General features: G+C 69.5%; 12 protein-coding genes and 1 tRNA gene. 6 read left to right on the top strand and 7 right to left on the bottom strand.

What is annotated here, in order from left to right; all coding sequences use genetic code 11:
* Nucleotides 1–2,375, bottom strand: a 2,375-nt coding sequence (locus FJ091_19575) for a TonB-dependent receptor (GenBank protein MBM4385556.1), incomplete at its 3' end; no start/stop codon positions are given.
* A gap of 176 nt (nucleotides 2,376–2,551) precedes the next feature.
* On the opposite strand from FJ091_19575, the gene FJ091_19570 reads away from it, so the two are divergent.
* From FJ091_19570 to FJ091_19555, 4 genes are all read left to right on the top strand, one after another.
* Nucleotides 2,552–2,627, top strand: a tRNA-Glu gene (locus FJ091_19570).
* A 125-nt stretch (nucleotides 2,628–2,752) separates the two neighbouring features.
* Nucleotides 2,753–5,260 carry a TonB-dependent receptor gene (locus FJ091_19565; GenBank protein MBM4385555.1) on the top strand — a complete coding sequence of 836 codons (2,508 nt, stop codon included), beginning with the start codon at nucleotides 2,753–2,755 and terminating at the stop codon, nucleotides 5,258–5,260.
* 131 nt (nucleotides 5,261–5,391) lie between these two features.
* Nucleotides 5,392–6,834 carry a glycosyltransferase family 2 protein gene (locus FJ091_19560; GenBank protein MBM4385554.1) on the top strand — a complete coding sequence of 481 codons (1,443 nt, stop codon included), beginning with the start codon at nucleotides 5,392–5,394 and terminating at the stop codon, nucleotides 6,832–6,834.
* A gap of 138 nt (nucleotides 6,835–6,972) precedes the next feature.
* Nucleotides 6,973–7,206 carry a hypothetical protein gene (locus FJ091_19555; GenBank protein MBM4385553.1) on the top strand — a complete coding sequence of 78 codons (234 nt, stop codon included), beginning with the start codon at nucleotides 6,973–6,975 and terminating at the stop codon, nucleotides 7,204–7,206.
* On the opposite strand, the gene FJ091_19550 is transcribed toward FJ091_19555, so the two are convergent.
* From FJ091_19550 to FJ091_19530, 5 genes are all read right to left on the bottom strand, one after another.
* Nucleotides 7,194–9,158: a sulfatase gene (locus FJ091_19550; protein MBM4385552.1), complete on the bottom strand. Its 1,965-nt coding sequence runs from the start codon at nucleotides 9,156–9,158 to the stop codon at nucleotides 7,194–7,196. The two genes, FJ091_19555 and FJ091_19550, sit on opposite strands and share 13 nt — an antisense overlap.
* A 31-nt stretch (nucleotides 9,159–9,189) precedes the next feature.
* Complete coding sequence (locus FJ091_19545) at nucleotides 9,190–10,362, bottom strand: acyl-CoA dehydrogenase family protein (protein MBM4385551.1); 1,173 nt, start codon at nucleotides 10,360–10,362, stop codon at nucleotides 9,190–9,192.
* Entirely contained in the window at nucleotides 10,359–11,480 is a 1,122-nt protein-coding gene (locus FJ091_19540; protein ID MBM4385550.1) for an acyl-CoA/acyl-ACP dehydrogenase, read from the bottom strand. Before FJ091_19540 ends, FJ091_19545 begins: the two co-directional genes overlap by 4 nt.
* 63 nt (nucleotides 11,481–11,543) lie before the next feature.
* Nucleotides 11,544–12,203, bottom strand: a complete 660-nt coding sequence (locus FJ091_19535; GenBank protein MBM4385549.1) for a nitroreductase family protein — start codon at nucleotides 12,201–12,203, stop codon at nucleotides 11,544–11,546.
* Between the two features lie 48 nt (nucleotides 12,204–12,251).
* Nucleotides 12,252–13,193: an enoyl-CoA hydratase/isomerase family protein gene (locus FJ091_19530; GenBank protein MBM4385548.1), complete on the bottom strand. Its 942-nt coding sequence runs from the start codon at nucleotides 13,191–13,193 to the stop codon at nucleotides 12,252–12,254.
* On the opposite strand from FJ091_19530, the gene FJ091_19525 reads away from it, so the two are divergent.
* Nucleotides 13,192–13,659: a nuclear transport factor 2 family protein gene (locus FJ091_19525; GenBank protein MBM4385547.1), complete on the top strand. Its 468-nt coding sequence runs from the start codon at nucleotides 13,192–13,194 to the stop codon at nucleotides 13,657–13,659. The genes FJ091_19530 and FJ091_19525 overlap by 2 nt on opposite strands.
* A 4-nt stretch (nucleotides 13,660–13,663) precedes the next feature.
* Entirely contained in the window at nucleotides 13,664–15,073 is a 1,410-nt protein-coding gene (locus FJ091_19520; GenBank protein ID MBM4385546.1) for an MFS transporter, read from the top strand.
* 24 nt (nucleotides 15,074–15,097) lie between these two features.
* On the opposite strand, the gene FJ091_19515 is transcribed toward FJ091_19520, so the two are convergent.
* Nucleotides 15,098–16,420, bottom strand: a complete 1,323-nt coding sequence (locus tag FJ091_19515; protein ID MBM4385545.1) for an ammonium transporter — start codon at nucleotides 16,418–16,420, stop codon at nucleotides 15,098–15,100.
* Nucleotides 16,421–16,496 lie beyond the last annotated feature (76 nt).

Here is a 16,496-nt window from a genome sequence, read left to right as displayed (position 1 = left end):
AAGCCGCCCGCGGTCGGAGTCGTCTGACAGCCTGCCGGATTGCCAGCCGGTGCCGCCCCGCCAATCGTGGTGTAGGCCGCCACGATCTGCCCGGCGCTCTCGGTCTGGAACGGGTCCTTGAAGTTGAAGCGCCAGTAGTCGATCGACGCGTACAGACCCTCCCACTCGAACACCGCGCCGACGTTCGAGGTGAGCGCGGACTCGGGCTTGAGGTTCGGGTTGCCCACCACGTCCACCGCCTTGAACGCATTGGTCGGCGGGATGAACTGCAGCGTCGTGGTGCGGTTCGCGAGGAAGCTCTGCGGCGGGCCGCGGAACGTCGTCGAGACGGAGCCGCGCAGCGTGATCCACTCGAACGGCTGGAAGCGCAGCGACAGCTTCGGATCGACCGTCGAGCCCACCTCCCCGCCGTAGTCCTCGTAGCGCAGCGCGAACTGTGCATCGAACATCTCGTGGACGGGCAGGCTGATCTCGGTGAACAAGCCCCACACCACGCGCTTGAAGGCCTGCTCGCGCGTGCCCGAGAGGAACGAGAACGGTCCCGTGACGTTGGCTTGCCCGGTCTGGCACAGGTTGAAGTTCGCCGCGCTGATGTTCCCGAGGCGTGTGACCGAGGCCGCGAAGTTCGAGAACGGGCAGGGCTCGACGTCGAGGTTCACGCTGTCGGCGAGCTGCAGGTCGAAGACCTCGCGGCGCACCTGAGTGCCGACCGCCCAGCCGATCTCGCCACCCGGCAGCTCGAACCACGGGAGCTGACCGGACATTACGCCGTCGAACACGAACACCTTGTTCGTGACCACAGACGCGGTGTCCGTGATCAGCCACTTGAACAACTCGGGGCTGTTCGCAACCGCGGGATCGTATTGCGGGTTGATCACGCCGTTGATCGCCGAGCGACGGATCGCGTTCGAGAACGGGTTGAAGTATCGGCAGGGTCCGACGCCCGGTGTGCCCGTGACCGGATCGCAGCCCTCGCCGCCGAGGCCGTCGAGGGCGAACGCCATGCGCTCGGTGCGCGTGTCCTCACCGTCCAGCAGACGCTCGCGCTCCGCGTAAGTGAACGCCGTCTCCCACGAGATGCCGTCGAAGACTTCGCCGGTGAGCTGCGCGACGAAGCGGAACTGCTCCGTGCGGCGCTTTGCGGCCAACGGCGTCCCGTCGGGCAGGCGACCCTGAACACCAATCGCGCGCGCGAGGGCGTAGGCGCCCAGGTTTGCGGGAGGGACGCCGGCCGTCGTGGTGAAGAAGGTCGGGTTCTGCGCCTTGAAGTTGATGAGGCCTGGATGGCTCGCGGCGATGAAGCGATCAGGGCCGAAGAGCGACTGCGGCGGATAGGACGGCGACGACTTCCAGTTCGGCATGTCCATCAGCCCGTAGAGCCCTTCGACATGCAGCTTCATCGTGTCGGAGAGGTCGAAGTTGGCTTCGACGTACGCCTTGTACGTGTCTTGCTCCTCGGTGAGGTTGTCGAAGGCCGTGTACTGGAAGCGGCAGGCCGTCCCTGACACGGCGCCGCCCAGAAACGCGCATTGCGGGTCGGCGGCGCCTGCGCCCAGCACCGTGCCGTCGGAGAGCCCGTTCGCGGTGAAGTCGAAGGCCGGCAGAATGCGCGCCGGATTCGCGATGCTCGACCACCCACCCTGCGGATTCTCGGTCTCCGGGATGAGGCCCCAGTCGCGATCTCTGAAGCGCAGCTCACTGCGATGCGACCACTCGAATGCGGCCATGAGGTGAAGGCGGTCATTGCCCCAGCCTGCGATCACCGCGACCTCGTGGTCGCCGTCCGACTTGCGAATGAACTGCTCGGACGCGCTGATCTCGAAGCCCTCGAAGTTCTCGCGCGTGATGAAGTTCGCGACGCCGCCGACCGCATCCGAGCCGTAAAGCGCGGCCGCGCCATCCTTCAACACTTCGAGGCGACCGATCGTGCTCTTCGGAAGGATCGAGAGATCGCTGCCGACAACCTCGTTCGGGGCGAGCCGGCGGCCGTTGATGAGCACGAGCGTGCGCGCGGAACCGAGGCCGCGCAGGTTCATCGTGAGCACGCCCTCCTGCGCCTGGCCGCCGCCGCCGGCACCGAACTGATTCGTTTCGGCGAGGTTGCCCGAGGTGTACGCGAGGTTGCGGACGAGCTCGGCGATGCTCGGCGCGCCTTGCTCCTGGAGATCCTCGAAGCTCGTGACGTCGACCGGCAGCGCCGCATCTTCGGGCGTGCCTTTGATGAACGAGCCCGTGACGACGATTTCCTCGGTGTCACTCGGCGGGCTCGCGGGCGTGGGATCCGCCGCCGGCGCGGCGTCTTGCGCGAACGCGGGCGTGGAGAGCGCGGCCGCAAGCGCGAGTGCACGGATGCGATGGAACGCGCGCGAAGTCATCGACGTCACTCCTCGAATAGGGTTTGAACGACCAACCCGACCACTCTGAACCAGCTCGAGGGCATTCTGCACCTAAAAACGCCTGCTGGATCAAAAATCTCCCGCTGTTGCAGGGCTCGCCTCGCGACGGCCGAAGCCGTCGGCAATACTGCGCGGCATTTCTTCGCAGCGGCCTCGTCCCCATCGTCTAGAGGCCTAGGACTCGGCCCTTTCAAGGCCGTAACACGGGTTCGAATCCCGTTGGGGACGCCACCTCCGCGATTCCTCCGCGACGCAGAAACGTGTTGACTCGCAAGCACGATCGCGGGAAGAATGCGAGTTCTGGGGGGGGGGTTCGGCATACGGGTTGCGCCTCCCCCACCCCGAAGGAGGCCCGCATGTCTCATTCGTTCGTGAGGTCGAGCCTCGCCTTCGGTGCGGCGTTCGCTCTCTCGCTGCCCGCGTTCGCGCAAGACGCGGCGCCCGCAGCGGATCCCGCACAACGCGATGTCGAAGAGATCATCGTCACTGCGACCAAGCGCGAGGCGAACATTCAGGACGTGCCGATCGCGGTCAGCGCGTTCCAAGGCGCGGAGCTCGCAGCGCGGCGCATCGACGAAATCGAGGACCTCGCGCAGATCTCGCCGAGCATCAACGTCAACACCAGCAACACCTCGTCGGCCGGCGGCACGCTGCGCATCCGCGGCGTCGGCACGACGGGCAACAACATCGGCCTGGAAGCCGCCGTCGGAACCTTCATCGACGGCATCTATCGCTCGCGCTCCGGGCAGGGCTTCAGCGATCTGCTCGACATCGAGCGCATCGAGGTTCTCCGCGGCCCGCAAGGAACGCTGTTCGGCAAGAACACCTCGGCGGGCGCAGTGAGCGTGATCACGAAGAGGCCCGTGCTGAGCGAGAGCGAGGGCTTCGCGCTCGTCGAGATCGGCGACTTCAACAGCAAGCGCGTCGCCCTGAGCTACTCGGCGCCGATCGTCGAAGAGCTGCTCGGCTTCCGGGTCTCCGGCCAGTGGACGGACCGCGACGGCTACTACGAGGACTTCCACAGCAACGGGTCGTGGGGCCATCGCGACCGATACATCCTGCGCGGCCAGCTGCTCTGGGCGCCGAGCGAGGATCTCGACTTCCGCCTGATCGGCGATTACGGCCAGCGCGACGAGTCGTGCTGCCCCGCGGTGTGGGTGCGCGGCGGCGCTTCGGCCGCACGCGTGCTGACCGCGGCCAAGGCGCGCGGACTCGGCCAGGATGTGCCCACGGTGCGCGGATTGGACGTATCGGGCAGGGAGAGCAACAAGTGGCGCGTGGGTCTCAACTACGAGCCGTTCGAGAAGGTCAGCGACTGGGGCGTGTCGCTCGAAGCGAACTGGGATCTCGACGCGGTCAAGCTCACGTCGATCACCGCCTACCGAAAGTTCCGCGCGCGCTACGCGGAGGATGTCGACTTCACCAGCGCGGACGTTCTGCGCCCGCAGAACCCGAGCGGCGGCGGCGCGAGCGACGCGTTCGAGAACTTCAGCCAGGAGATTCGCGCGGCCGGCACGCTGTTCGATCAGTTCGACTACCTGGTTGGCTTCTACGGCTACACCGAAGACGTCGATACCAGCACGCGCATCGAGTGGGGCGCGGATGCCCCGTTCGTGGTTCTCGGCGCCGCAGTTCCGACGCTGTTGCCCCAGGGCGAGGGTTACTCGCGCAGCGCGTTCATCGACACCACGGGCTGGGCGATCTTCACCAACAACACGTGGAGCCCGTGGCAGGATCGTCTCGATCTGACCGTCGGGGCGCGCTTCGGGCGCGAGACGAAGGAAGCCGCGAGCTCCGTGAACGGCGCTCCGGTCGGCACGTTCGTCAACGATCCGCACTGCACGAGTGGCTTCTTCCTCAACGGCTTCTGCAACAACCTCTCGTGGGAGGACTCCGGCGCGACGGAGAAGGAATGGACGTACACGTTCAGCGGCACGTTCCACGTGACCGAGGACATCAACGTCTACTACTCGTACTCGCGCGGCTACAAGGCCGGCGGTTTCAACACCGATCAAGACTCGTTCGACTGCGCGATCCTCGATGGGCCCGACGCTGACGCGGTCGCGACGGCACGGACACCCCGCCCGCGCAGCGGCGCTTGCGTGGGCCTGGGCGCTGGGCCGGACCCGCTGAATCCGGATCGCACGGTGCCGATCAACAACACGCGCTTCGATCCGGAGTTCGCGAAGTCGCACGAGCTCGGCATCAAGGGCACCTACATGGACGGGCGCGCGCGCATCAACCTCGTGCTGTTCACGACAGACTTCACAGACTTCCAGCTCAACACGTTCACGGGCCTCGGCTTCATCGTGTCGAACGTGGAGTCGGTGCGATCGCGCGGGGTGGAGCTCGAGTCCTTCTTCGAGATCGCGGAAGGCCTCGATGCAACGCTCGGCATCACGTACGCGGACGCGCGCTACGGGAGGGACGTGAGCACCACGTTCAACCTCAACAACCCGTTCGCCGCGCCCCGGGACGGCTTGCCGAATCCGGCGTTCGCCATCGCGCACCACCGCATCACGAACGCGCCGGCCTGGACGGGCAGCGCGAGCGTGAACTACGAGCGGAAACTCCCGCTGACGGAGTGGGTCGGCTTCGTGTCGGCGAACACCGCGTACCGCGGCCGGCGCAACACGGGCTCGAACCTGCATCCCTACAAGTTCGAGAACGCGAAGTGGTATCTGAACCTGACGGTCGGGACGAAGTCGCCCGATGGTCACTGGGAGGCGAGCCTCTGGTCGACCAACCTGACCAACACGTATGACCGTTCGATCATCTTCGACACGCCGACCCAGGGCGGTACGTATCACGCGTACGTGAACCCGCCGCGCATGTGGGGCGGCACGCTGAAGTACAACTTCTAGCGCGCAGATCGCAGGAAACGGCGCGTCTCGGGGCAACCCGGGGCGCGCCGTCGCCTTTTCGAGCGCACAGGGCACCCACACGAAAGCCGCGAAGGCTCGCACCCGGCCGGCCGATACTGCGCACGCACTGCATGGAAACGAACCCCTACGCCATCTCCGTGGTCGTGCCGGTCTACAACGAGTCGGCCGGCATCCGCGCGTTCCACGAGCGCGCGACGAAGGTGCTGGAGTCGCTGCCCGGCGCACGCTGGGAGCTGATCTACGTCGACGACGGCAGCGCGGACGACTCCTTCGCCCACCTCGCGCGCTTCGCCGAGGCGGACGCGCGCGTTCGCGTGGTGAAGCTGTCGCGCAACTTCGGCCACCAGATCGCGATCACCGCGGGCCTCGGCCGCGCGCGGGGCGACTGCGTCGCGGTGATCGACTCGGACCTGCAGGACCCGCCTGAGGTGATCGCGCGCATGGTGGAGAAGTGGCGCGCGGGCTTCGACGTCGTATACGGCGTGCGCAGCAAGCGCCGCGGCGAGAGCGCGCTGAAGCTGTTCACCGCGTCGGCGTTCTATCGCCTGCTCGACAAGATCACCGGCATCGAGATTCCGGTGGACGTGGGCGACTTCCGCCTGATGAGCCGCCGCGCGCTCGATCAGCTGAACCAGCTGCGCGAGAAGGACCGCTTCGTGCGCGGGCTCGTGAGCTGGATCGGCTTCCGCCAGACGGGCGTCGAGTACGAGCGCGACGAGCGCGTCGCCGGCGAGACGAAGTACCCGTACCGCAAGATGCTGAAGTTCGCGTTCGACGGGATCACGTCGTTCTCGACCGTGCCGCTGAAGCTCGCCACCTGGCTCGGCTACGCGACCTCGTTCCTCGCGTTCCTCTACCTCGCGTCGGTGTTCGTGCAGCGCTGGAACGGCACCACGGTGCAGGGCTGGGCGACGATCATGGTCGCGCTGCTCTTCCTCGGCGGCGTGCAGTTGATCTGCCTCGGCATCATGGGCGAGTACCTCGCGCACTCGGCGCGCAGCACCGCGTCCGAGTCTGCGGGGGGCGCCGGCACGGCGAGCGCTTCGGGCGAGAGGATCGAGCGCGTCGATGGATGCGCTGCGGCGAAGGCGTTCGGCGCGGGTACGCCGTCGTTCGCGAACGTCGCGAGCTGCCCGGCCGTCAAGGGGAGCACGGGGCGCAGCGCAGGCTCGAGCGCCGCGAGCACGGCGCGGATCGGCGCGAGCGGGAGATGCAGCAGCTTCACCTCGCCCTTGCCGCGCGCGCGGCGGATGCCGGTGAGCAGCGCGTCGAGCGTGAGCGTCTCGGGCCCGCCCAGCTCGACGGCCTCGCGCTGCGGCTCGCCCGCTGCGAGCGCGACGAGCTGCTCCGCGAGATCGTGCACGTGGATCGGTGCGACGCGCTTCTGCCCGTCGCCGAACACGGGGGTGACCGGCGCGAGCGCGAGCGTCGCGAGGCCGCCGATGACGGGCGAGCCGGGGCCGGCCACGATCGCGGGGCGCGCGATCGTCGCGCCGAGGCCGCTCGCGCGAACGAGCGCCTCCGCAGCAGCTTTCTTGTTCGCGTACGGGTAGTACGTCTGGTCGGTGAAGCGCACCGCGATCGAGCTCGCGTAGACGAAGTGGCGCACGCCGGCGCGGCGCGCGGCGGCGAGAATCTTCGCGGTCGCCTCGACGACGCCGCGCTCGTACTCGCGTGGCGCGGCTTTGCCCGTGGTCGCGGCGAGGTGGAGCACCGCGTCGCAGCCCGCGAGCGCGCTCTCCCAGCTCGCGTCGCCCAACAAGTCGCCGCGCACGCACTCGACGCCCGCCGGCGCGTCCACGAGCTCGCCGCGCGAGAGCGCGACGACGCGCGAGAACTCGCGTGCCGCGACGGCGAGCACGCGCCGCCCGACGAAGCCGCTCGCCCCCGTGACGAACAGCGCGCCGCGCATCTACTCGACGTAGCCGAGCGCGCGCAGCTGCTCGCGCTCGGCGTCGCTCAGCGTGCGCGTTTCACCCGTGCGCCAGCCGCTCGGGACGAGGCGCTGGAACTTCGTCACGAGCTCGGGGTAGTCGGCGCTGCGGTCGACGAGCTCCTTTGGATCGCGCAGCACGTGGAAGAGATCGAGCTCGCTCTTCGCAGCGTCCGCGAACGACTCCTGCGCGATCAGCTTCCACCCGTTCAGCCGGATCGCGACGCCGCGGCCTGCAGCCTCATCCTCGCCCGGCTCGAGGATTCCGAGCGCGAGGCGCGGTGGCTGGGCGTCGCGCGAGGCCATGAGCGGCACGAGGCTCGCGCCGTCGCTGCGCGGGAGCGCGGGGAGCTTCAGGATGTCGAGCAGCGTCGGCGCGAGGTCGACGAGGCGCACGTCCGCCTCGACGACGGGGTTCAGCGCCTCTTTGCCCGGCGGCACGAAGACGAGGGGCACGCGGAGCGTCTCGTCGTGGAGATCGCGCACCCAATAATTGCCGTGCTCGCCCATCGGCTCGCCGTGATCGCTCGTGACCACGATCAGCACGCCGCCGCGCGGCGAGTGCGCGCGCGCCGCCTCGACGAGGCGCCCGAGCTCGCGGTCGGCGTAGGCGATCTCGGCGTCGTAGAGCCCGAGCATCGCGTTCATGCGCGCGGGGTCGCGGATGATCTCGCGCTGCTTCGCGGCGGAGAGGTCATACCACTCGCCGCTCACGAGCTTCGCGTCGTCGCGGCGCAGCTCCGCGGGCGGCCGATACGGGACGTGCGGGTCGAAGTAGTGCACCCACGTGAAAGTCGGCGCGCCTGCGTGTGCCTCGAGGAACTGCCGCGCGCGGTCCGTCGTCGGGGCCGCCGGCCGGTAGTAGGACCACGTCGCGGGTCCCTTCAGCCACTTCGCGATCACGCGAATCGCGACGCAGCGGTAGGCGGACTCGGGGTAGTAGGAGAACTCGCGCGTGTCCTCGTCGACGAACTGGAAGCGCCCCGGAAGCGCCGTTGCGGACTCGAGCGTGGTGAACGCGCTCGGGAACGCGGCGGTGACGTAGCCCGCGCGCGCGAAGCTCTCGGCGAGCGTGGGAACGCCTGGAGCGAGGGGCTGCATGTTCACGACGCTGCCGCTCGTGGTGGGCAAGAGGCCCGTGAGGATGGAGATGTGCGAGGGCCCCGTGAAGCGCGAGTGCGCGAAGGCGTGCTTGAAGAGCACGCCCTCCTTCGCGAGCGCATCGAACACGGGGGTGCGCGCGGGGGCGTAGCCGTAGGCGCCGATGCGGTCGGCGCGCAGCGTGTCGATCGTGACGAGCAGGACGCTCGGCGCGTCTGCGTTCGGCCGCGCGCTGGGCGCGAGGCGCTGTACGTGGTTCGCGCCTTGCCACACCAGCGCGAGCGCGCCGGCCCCTAACAACAACGCCGATCCGCGCACGCGCGGCGTCCACACCAGCACCGCCGCACCGCTCGCCGCGACCGCCGCGCCGAGCGCCCAGCGCGGCCCGTAGGCGGGCAGGGCGCGCGCTGCGAGCGCGCATACGCCCGCGATGCCGAGCAGCGCCGCGCTCGAGGCGAGGCGCGCGCGCGGCAGCGTGGGGAAGCGCTCCAGCACGAGCGCGCCGAGGCGTAACGACACGAGCGCCAGCGCGATGGCGGCGACGCGCACGATCGGGCGGCCGTCCGCGCCAGCGGCGGCGACCGCAGCGATCACCGCGATCGCCGCGGCCGGGGCGTAGCGAATGCGGCGGAGAACCCAGCACGCGAGACCCGCGGCGCTGCCGATGGCGCCGTACACCGCGCACACGAGCAAGAGGCCGCGCTGCAAGTCGAGGGGCGTTGCGTTCGCGGTGAGCCCCGCGCGCGCCCACTCCGCGAGGCCGATCGCGACTGCGACGCCGGCGCCCGCGAACACCGCCGAGATGCCGGGCACGTCAGACTCGCGCAGATCGACGCGCATCATGCGGAGGATTCCCCTGGAAAGAAAAGGACTTCTAGAGAGAGCCCGTATCGGTCGGCAGACCCATGAACATGCGGCCAGCGAGCTCGAGGGTCGGGGGGGCGACCATCAGGTGCTGCGTCGCGACGTGAGCGTCGCGGAAGATGCGCTGGAGCGGCGAGCGTTTGTAGATCGAGCTGGCGCCGCCGAGCTCGTACATGCGCAGCGCGACGCGCGCGGAGGTGCGCGCGGCGTGCGTCGTCGCGAGCCGCAGGTCGCGGCGCAGCTCGGTGGGCACGGGCTCGCCCGCGCTCGCGCGCGACCAGGCGGCCTCTACCGCATCGCGCAGGAACGAGCGCGCGCCGCGCAGCTCCGCCTCGCTCTCGGCGACGCTGCTCTGCGCTGACGGCCGCTCCGCGACCGTGCGCGTGCTGCCCGCGGGCTTCTTCGCGCCCGCGAGCGCGATCAGCTCGTCGATCGCGGCGCGACCGAGCCCGAGGCCGACCATGCCGATGCCGAGCGCGAGCAGCGTGAAGTTGGGGAAGCGGAAGAGCGGGCGATTCGGGCCGCGCTCGCGCACGTAGCCCACGACGCGCTCGGCGGGCACGCGCACGTCGCGCAGCGCGAAGTCGGTGCTGCCCGTGCCGCACAAGCCCGAGACGTGCCAGGTGTCGAGGAACTCCACCTCGCGCGCGGGCACCAGCACCATGTGCGTGCGCGGCGCGCCGGAAGGAGCCGTGATGGGCTCGCCGTTCCGTAACAACCTGCAGCCCGCGAGCACCCAGTCCGCGTTCTGCGTGCCGGAGCCGAACGCCCAGCGCCCGTTGACGCGGAACGAGTCGCCCTCGATCTCCGCGCTGCCCGAGGGCGCGAACACGCCCGAGATCAGCGTCGTCTCCAGCGGCGCGAACACCGCGCGCGAAGTCTCCTCGGGGAGGGTCGCGAGCGCGGTCGCGGAGGTGCATGCGATGAACACGCACCACGCCACCGAGCCGTCCGCGCGCGCGAGCGCTTCGAAGGTCTCGGCCACGGGCCATACCGGCAGCTCGAGCCCGCCGCACTCGCGCGGCGCCCAGCAGCGGTAGAAGCCCGCACTCGCCAGCTCGCGGTGCAGATCCGCGGGCAGCCTGCGCGCGGCCTCGATCTCGTCCGCGCGCGCGTGGATGCGCGGGGCGAGCTCGCGCGCACGCGCCAGCGGGTCGGTCTCGGGCGCCTCGAACGCGCTCATTCCGGCAGGCCCCAGCGGCGCGCGAGGTTGTTCTTCTGCATGTGCGAGGAGCCCCCGACGATCGGCATCCCTAACAGATCGCGAACGTGGCGCTCCATGTCATGGCCCTCGGAGAGGCCGTATGCGCCCATCACGCGCTGGCAGGCGAGGGCGATCGCGACGCTCGTGTCCGCGACGAACAGCTTCGCCATCGAAGTCTCGACGCTGCACGGCCGCCCCTGCTGCGCGAGCCAAGCCGCGTGGTAGAGCATGTGCCGGCACGCCTCGAGCTGCGTGCGCGCCTCGACCAGCGCGTGCTTGATCACCTGATGCGCGGCGATCGGCTTGCCGAACTGGACGCGCTGCTGCGCATACGCCCACGCCTCTTCGACCGCGGCCTGCGCGATGCCGAAGGTGACGCCCGTGATCTCGAGCTTCTCCACGTCGAGCGCGCGCCCGACCAGCATCTTCCAGCCGCGCCCGAGCGCAGCGGCGCCGCCCACCACGTTCTCGATCGGCACGCGCGCGCCGTCGAAGCTCACGTCCGACGAGAGCGTGTAGCGCAGGTTTGCGTGCTCGATCGGCGAGATCGCGACGCCGGGGGTCTTCGGGTCGACGAGCACGAACGAGAGGTTCTGGTAGCGCGCGTCCTCGGGGCCCGTGCGCACGAGGCAGTAGATGTAGTCCGCGAGCTCGGCGCCCGTGCACCAGCGCTTCGAGCCGTGCAGCACGAGCTGCGTGCCGTCGTCCGAGATGCGCGCGCTGGTGCGCACGCTCGCGAGATCGCCGCCGACGTCCGGCTCGCTGAGCCCATACGCGAACAGCAGCTCGCCCCTCGCGAGGCGCGGCAGCAGCGCGCGCTTCTGCTCCTCGCTGCCGTTCTCGCTGATGTTCATCCCGCCGTAGAACGCGCAGTGGATGAACGGTCCCGCCGCGAAGGCGCCGCCGCGGCACAGCTCCTCGATCACCGCGACCGCGGCGACCAGATCCGCGCCCGCGCCGCCGTACTCCTCCGCGATCGTGAGGCCGCACACGCCGAGCGCGGCGAGCTTCGCGAACAGCTCGCGCGGGAAGCGGTGCTCGCGGTCCCACTGCTGGCGCTTCTCGGGCGGCATCTCGGCCGCGACGAAGCGCCGCATCTGCTCGCGCAAGAGCGCGATGTGCTCCGGCTCGTCGGCGAAGTGAACGGGCACCGCGAGACCCTAATCACTCGCCCGGAACGCCGTGCCCCAGCGATCCGTGAAGGCGAGCTTCTCGACGGGTCGGCGCGAGATCGGGCCGTGACCGACGCCGACCGGGTAGCCGACCGGAATCGCGCACGCCGTCGCCCAGGGCTGCGGGATCGCGAGCAGCTCGCGCACCTCGGGCTCGACCTCGCACAGCAGCGTCGTCAGCACGCAGCCGAGGCCCTCGGCGCGGCAGGCGAGCAGGAAGTTCTCGACCGCGGTGTAGACCGACGCGCCGCCCACGACCGAGACGCGCGGCTGCTTCGCGTCGGTGATCGCCATGTTCTCGGGGTTGAAGCAGAAGATCGCGACCAGCGGCGTCTCGCCGAAATGCGCGCCGAGGTAGTCGCCGGCGGCGAGCATGCGCGCCGTCTTCTCGCGCGCCTCGGCCGGCGCGTTCGCGACGAGCTTCTGGTGCCCCGCCGAGTAAGCCTTCCAGCGCGCGTCGTAGAGCGCGCCGAGCTTCTGCTTCAGCGCCGGCTCACGCACCACCACGACCCGCCACGGCTGCACGTTCCCGCCCGTCGGCGCCCACGCGGCGGCTTGCAGAACGCGCTGCTGCACATCCGCGGGAATCGCGTCCGGGCGCAGCCGGCGCACCGCGCGCAGCGTCGACATCGCGTCGTAAAGGTCCATCTCGCTCCTCTCGCGCTGCGGCCGGCCCCAGCTGTCCCGTGCGGTCGCTCAGCGCCCGCGGAAGTGCGGCGCGCGCTTCTCCCGGATCGCCGCGAGCGCCTCGCGGTGGTCTTCGCTGCGGAACGTGAGCATTTCGAGCGCCATCGAGGTGTCGAAAGCGGTGTTGAGCGCGTCCTTCACGAGCTTGTTCACCGACTGCTTCGTGAACTGCACCGCGAGCGGCGCGCCGGCGGCGAGGCGCTGCGCGAACTTCATCGCCTCGGCCTCGAGCTCGGCTGCGGGCACGACGCGGTTCACGAGGCCGATGCGCTCCGCCTCGGGCGCCTTCACCGCGTCGCCCGTCATCAGGTACTGCTTCGCGCGCGCGGGGCCGAGCAGCAGCGGCCAGATCGCGGCGCCGCCGTCGCCCGCGACCACGCCCACGCGCACGTGCGGGTCCGCGATCTGTGCGCTGTCGGCCATGAAGATCACGTCACACAAGAGCGCGATCGAGGCGCCGAGGCCGACGGCCGCGCCGTTCACGGCGGCGACGATCGGCAGCTCGACGTCGAGCAGATCCCACACGAGCTGCTTCCCGTCGCGGCGCGTGAGCTCGAGGTTCGCGGGATCCTGCAGGGTGGGGAACCAGTTGAAGTCGCCTCCTGCGCTGAAGAACTTGCCGCGCCCGGTGATCAGCACCGCGCGCGCCGTGCGTTCGCGCTTCAGCTCGCGAAAGAGGCGCGCGAGATCGTCGTGCATCTCGCCGTCGACGACGTTCATCGGGTTCGTCGGGTGCGCGATCTCGACGCGCAGCACGTCGCCCACGCGCGCGAAGGCGAGGTTCGTCCACTTCGAGTCTTCGATGCGCAGCTCGCTCACGCGCGTGGTGCCTCCAATCGAGAAGGAGCGCAGCGTACCCCGAGCCTCTCGCCGTAACTGTGCGTTTCGTGAAGAAAATCGCGGCTCGCCGCGAGGCGTCCGGGCTAGCGTGGTCGTGCACGGAGGCCGCATGCCGCATCCGCCCGAGGAGATACGGGAGGCGTATCGCCGCTACGTCGCGACGCGCGATCGCATCGAGGCCGGCGAGCTCGCCTGGGACGCTCTGGCCGAGTTCTTCACCGCGGACGCGGTCTTCATCGATCCCGCCTGGGGCCGCGTCGACGGCTTGCCCGCGATCACGATACTCCTCAGCGAGTCGATGGCAGGCCTCGAGGATTGGACCTTCCCCGAGGCGTGGACGATGGTCGAAGACGACCGCCTGGTCTCGTTCTGGTGGAACCGCCTCGGCGGAGCGCGCGCCGACGGCACGCCGTATCAGGCCCCCGGCATCTCGATCCTCGAGTACGCGAGCGGCGGCAAGTTCAAGAGCGAGCAAGACATCTTGAACATGGCGCACGTGGGAGAGCTGATTCGCGAGAGCGGCTGGCGTCCGCCCGCGCGCTTCAACATGCCCCCGAAGAATCCGCGGCGGGAATGACGAGGTGACCGCACCCGCAGCGCCCGCGACCGAACGCTTCACGAGCTACCACTACCTGCTGCTCGTCCTGCTCGGCATCGCGACGCTGTACGAGGGCTTCGACGCGTCGATGCTCACGCTCGCGTCGCCGGACGTGCGCGCGACGCTCGGAATCGAGACGAGCGAGTGGGGAACGCTATACGGCTGGACACGGGTCGGGCTGATCGCGTCGTTCTTCTTGCTGATGTGTGCAGATCGCTTCGGGCGGCGCGCGATGCTGCTGTTCACGGTGGCGGGCTTCGCGATCACGAGCGGCGCCACGGCGTTCGCGCAGACGAAGTACGACTTCATCGCTTGGCAGACCCTCGCCCGGCTGTTCCTCACCGCGCAGTACGGCCTCGCGATCATCATCGCGGGGGAGGAGCTGCCCGCGCGGCTGCGCGCCCGCGGGATCACGGCGCTCACGAGCCTCGCCGCCGTCGGAACCGTGCTGACCGCGCAGGTGCTGCCGTACTTCCTGCAAGAGGCGAAGGGCGGCGAGCCCGCGCTTCTCGACAACTGGGCGCACGATGGGGCGCTGGCGCTCGTCGCGAGCATCTGCGCTTGGCTCGATCTCCCGTTCGACGGCGCGCACTGGCGCGGGCTCTACCTCGTGGGCGCAACGCCGCTGCTGCTGCTGCCGTTTCTCGCCGCCAGCGTGCGCGAGACCGAGCGCTACCGGCAGGTGGCGGCGCAGCGCAGCGAGGGCTCACTCGCGAGCGTCTTCCGCGACCAGTTCCGCGGGGCGGCTCAGCTGTTCGCGCCGCGCTATCGGCGCCGCTTCCTGATCGTCGCGCTGCTGTGGAACTGCGTGTACCTCGTGATCGCGCCGTCCGTCGCCTACTGGTCGATCTACGCCCGCGAGGAAGTGGGAATGAGCGTTCAGCAGGTCGGCAACGTCATCACCGTCGCGTACATCTTCGGCGCGCTCGGACACCTCGTGTCGGGTCAGCTCGTCGATCGTGTGGGCCGCAAGATCACATGCGCCGGGTTCTTCGCGCTCGGCGCGGTGGCGATCGTGATGCTCTTCCACACGCGCACGATCGTCGGCCAGTACGGTTGGCACATCTCGACCGTGTTCCTGCTGAACGCCGCGATCGGCGCCACGCACGTCTACGCATCGGAGCTCTTCCCCACGGAGCTGCGGGCGACGGGTTACGGCTGGTCGACGAACTTCTTCGGCCGCGCGACTGAATTCATTCCCGTGCTGATCGGTTTCTTGATCGGGCAGGGCCTCTCGATCACCTCGGCGATCACGATCGTGGGAATCGGCCCCATTCTCGGCGCGCTGCTGATCGCGAAGTACGCGCTCGAGACGCGCGGCCTCACGCTCGAGCAAATCCAAGAGAAGCTCGACCACGAAAGTGCAGCGGGGGCCGCAAGGGCCCCCGCTTAGCTCCGAGCTGTTCCGGGACGAGGCTCAATCGCCGACGCCGGTGTACGCGGCCTCGCTGTGCTCCGCGAGATCGAGCCCGTTGAACTCGGCCTCGTCGTCGACGCGCAGGCCGCCCGTCACGAGGCCGGTGATCTTCAGCAGCACGTACGTCAGGACCGGCGCAGCCACGGCCACGATCACGGCACCCTCGACCTGCACGAGCAGCTGCTTCATCGCGTCGCCCGCCGGGTAGCTCGTGGTGAAGAGACCCACTCCGATCGCGCCGACCGTTCCGCCGACGCCGTGCACGCCGAACGCGTCGAGCGAGTCGTCGTAGCCGATCCGCGGCTTCAGGAAAGTGACCGCGCCATAACAAATCACCGCGACGAGGAATCCCATCGCGATCGCGCCGCCGGGCGAGACGTTGCCGCACGCGGGCGTGATCGCGACCAGGCCCGCGACGGCGGCAGTCGCCGCGCCGAGCGCGGTGGGCTTGCCGCGGTGCAGCCACTCGATGCCGGCCCAGGTGAGCGTCGCCATCGAGGCGGCGGTGCTGGTGTTGAGGAACGCGAGCGCCGCGAGCGGGCTCGCGGACAGCGCGCTGCCGGCGTTGAAGCCGAACCAGCCCACCCACAACAACGCGGCGCCCATCAGACAGAGCGGCAGGCTGTGGGGAGCGATCGGCTGCTTGCCGAAGCCGCTGCGCTTGCCGACCACGATCGCGGCGACGAGCGCGGAGAAGCCGCTGGTCATGTGCACGACGAGCCCGCCCGCGAAGTCGATCGCGCCCTTGCCGAACAGGTAGCCGCCGCCCGACCACACCATGTGCGCCGCGGGGCAGTACACGAACAGCACCCACAGCGTCATGAACACCACGAAGGCGGAGAACTTCATGCGTTCGACCACGGCCCCGATGATCAGCGCGGGCGTGATGATCGCGAACATGCCCTGGAACATGACGAAGCTCATCTCGGGGATGTTGCGCGGCGGCGTGGCGAAGTTCGCGAGGACGGAGTCGACCGAGATGCCGCTCAGCATCACGCGCGAGAAGTCGCCGATGAAGGCGTTGCCTGCGCCGAACGCGAGGCTGTAGCCGACCACGATCCACAGCACGCCGATCACCGCCGCGGCGGCAAAGCACTGCATGAGCACGTTCAGGATGTTCTTCGCGCGCACGAGGCCGCCGTAGAAGAGCGCGAGGCCCGGCAGCGTCATCAAGAGCACGAGCGCGGTGGCGGCGAGCACCCACGCGGTGTCGCCCGTGTCGATCGCGGGCGGCGCGTCCTCTGCGAGCGCAGGCGCGGCGAGCGCGAGCGAGGTGAGCGCGGCGCCGACGTGGCGTGCGCGGGGGTGAGCGAACAGGGACATGGGAGCCTCCATCGGGGGGAGTCGGAGGCGCACATCGCAATCGCCGTGCCAGACGTGCTGCGCAGCGAGCGCGCGA

It is taken from the genome of Deltaproteobacteria bacterium (genome assembly GCA_016875395.1).
Classification (GTDB): domain Bacteria; phylum Myxococcota_A; class UBA9160; order UBA9160; family UBA6930; genus VGRF01.
The sequence above is the reverse complement of the archived record's forward strand: the minus strand, read 5'-3'. Positions and strand labels throughout refer to the sequence as shown.